Annotated in this window: 2 protein-coding genes and 1 pseudogene; all 3 read left to right on the top strand. The window is 41.2% G+C overall.

What is annotated here, in order from left to right; translation table 11 throughout:
* Positions 1–885: NlpC/P60 family protein (locus tag B9A58_RS20155; protein WP_139794006.1), on the top strand; the 885-nt coding region annotated here is incomplete at its 5' end.
* 10 nt (positions 886–895) lie between these two features.
* Complete coding sequence (locus B9A58_RS20150) at positions 896–1,408, top strand: hypothetical protein (RefSeq protein WP_139794005.1); 513 nt, start codon at positions 896–898, stop codon at positions 1,406–1,408.
* A 779-nt stretch (positions 1,409–2,187) separates the two neighbouring features.
* A pseudogene (locus tag B9A58_RS20145) lies at positions 2,188–2,777 on the top strand (hypothetical protein); the annotation flags it as partial.

The raw sequence follows: 2,777 nt of genomic DNA, 5'->3' as shown, positions 1-2,777 counted from the left end.
GGCGGACTGGCCAATAATGGCATGGGCGGCTGGGACTTCTGGGGAGGTATCGCAGCAGGTTATGGAGATTCGTATAACTCAGGCAGTGCTTTTGGGTTTGGGTATGGGGGTGGTTACGCTACTCAGATGAGAAGGGCGTTAAGCGGTAATCTTAGTAGTTTCAAATCTGGAGCTACTACCTTGTCTAGAGGTAGAATTAGTTATAACAGCATGTACTATGGAGGGCCAACTGCGTATGGTGGCGGCGGTGGTACGGGTAGGAGTGCAGCTCAAAAAGGATTAGCCAAATTAGCTAGTGATTTTAAGAGCAATGCAGCAATTGCTTGGGCTAATATTGGAATTCTTAATCCAGCTCTTTCTGTGATACCTGAGGGGTTAGGAAATTGGGGATTTAATATAGCTAGTCTTTATGCAGGAATGATAAGTGTTGATGGCGATGGTTCGTTTAATCTGCTAGGACTTGATGGAAATGAAAGTTTATTAAATAATAGTTTTGCAATTGAGTTAGAGACGTTGGAAGGTCTTCCATATGAAACTGGTGCAGATGGTCCAGATCAATATGATTGTTCTGGTGCGGTTTGTCATGGATTGAGAACGGTTGCTAATAACAGCTTTGGTGATTACACAGCAGACGATCTATTTAATAATTTTTCAAATGCTGTTTCTGAATTGGAAACTGGAAATGTTATTTTTTACGATTACACATCAGATGGGACAATTGATCATATTACTACGGTCATTGGAGGTGGGGACATGGTGCATCCGTCCTCAGGTCAAGGGATAATCCAAATAGTCCCTACTACTTGGTTAGACAATTATACTGAAGACCTAGGTGGAACCATTTATTATAGAGAAATAGATTGGGATGCTGTTTTTGGAAATTAAAATTGATATTATGAAACACAAGAGTTTAAATTTTCTTTTTGTAGTAATTGTTTGCTTTAGCTGTTCGGGAAAAGAGAAGAGAGTGAATGTTGAGTCTGATTCGATGTCAACAGAAAAAAAAGTAATCTTGCAAGACAGTACTCTCACAAATAGTTTAAGCCAAAAAAGTAGAGTTGGGGGGTTGGTTAGGGACTATGAATTAATGAATAGACTAAATGAGTCAATTGGCAGTATTTATATAAAGCCAATAGATTCCTTAATATTTAGTCAATTATTTATATTGAAAGAGTCAGGAGTTACAGTTGATACCCTTTATAAAATAGAAGAAAATAGGTTGTTTAATCCTGAGGGCTTAGATGTTAAGGTGAATGGCGAGAATCATTATGGCTATCGTTTTGTGTTAAAGAAAAATAATTACTTCGTGATTATTGCTCTTAATGATGAAGGGAATGGAGTATCGGATAACATTAATATAATGTGGAATGAAAAAAAGAAATTATTTGAGGTTTTGAAGACTCCGTGAGAGTCACTCCCTCAGTCATGTACTCAATTATCAGGTTTTTGATAGGATTTAAGAAGTAGAATGTTAATAAAATGACTGACTGTGAGGTTGGTCATTTTTGTTTTATGAGGTAAAGAAATGAAATCCCAATACTGTAGAGGTGTTGGGATTTTTTGTTACTTATTAGTCATAAATGTGACCTGGTTATGGAGACTTTGAAAGAGCAACTTTCTGGGCTGGCGAAGGAGATGTAAGTAGGACAGTTTTATATGGTGCTTTAGCTATTAGTGATTTAACAGGACTCGCAGGTATTACAAAGAGCATCACTAAAGTTGGGGCAAAATTGTTCATGAGAAAAGGTGGATTGAACACCCCGTTCTTTTAAGTCTATTTTGAGACTTGAAAGAGGAAATGAGTAGTAGTGTCTTAGACACGGAGATGATGTTAGAGAAGATATTTAAAGCCACCGAGAGATCGGTGGTTTTTTTGTTTTAAAAGGCGGAAGCTTTTAGCTTTTAAGTTTCAAATCTTGGCATAAACCCGCTCGGTCGCATTTTTTAATGCGACTGTAAGTTTACGAGGCATTTGAAATGCCGTGAATGTACAATTGCAATTAGCGTAGCGTCTTGCGACTGTAATCTTGCCGAAGGAGCTGTAAAGCAGCATTTGTAATGCGGAGAAGAAGCGTAAAGCTAGACTGAGCCAAAGAAACAAAGAGCCATCCTAGTTGGGTGGTTTTTTAGCGTAAGGGATAGGAGCATTTTGTTTGAGTCCGAAGTGGGAGGTGCGAGGGCAGACGAGTGCGTATAGCCCGACCCGAAGGGAGACGCCCCAATAGATACCACCTGACTGATCAGCTGGGTAACGTGCGTATGCTGCTGACTACAGATGAGCAAACTACGGTGACTATAGCTACTATGGAAAGCAGTCAGGCGGAGGTGGAAGCCAATATTTTCTTCAACTACGAAGAGGCCGTGATCATAGACGCTGAACTGTTCGATCACACGGACAGCCCTACGGATACTACCCACCATGCCATGCTGCTCTATGGCGGACTGGGAGAAAATATCGGGCTGGTGCGTCAGCTCAAAGTAATGCCGGGTGACACCATCAAAATGGAAGTATTTGCCAAGTACTATCAGGAAGAAAACCCAGGGGATTTGTCCAACCTGATCAATACGATAGGGGCACAGTTGGCTACAGGTGGATCATTCTTAGGTGCAGAAAGTGGCGCGTTGGGCAGTTCAGTGCCCTGGGCAGACCTGACACGATCGGGCGTGAACTACACAGTGCCCGAAGCCTATCTCAATTTTATGGTCTTTGACAAAGACTTTCAGCTGATCAGTGCAAAGACAGGGTTCGAGCAGATATCGAGCGCAGCCCAAGAAAC

This window comes from Reichenbachiella faecimaris (assembly GCF_900176375.1).
GTDB classification, from domain to species: domain Bacteria; phylum Bacteroidota; class Bacteroidia; order Cytophagales; family Cyclobacteriaceae; genus Reichenbachiella; species Reichenbachiella faecimaris.
The sequence above is the reverse complement of the archived record's forward strand: the minus strand, read 5'-3'. Positions and strand labels throughout refer to the sequence as shown.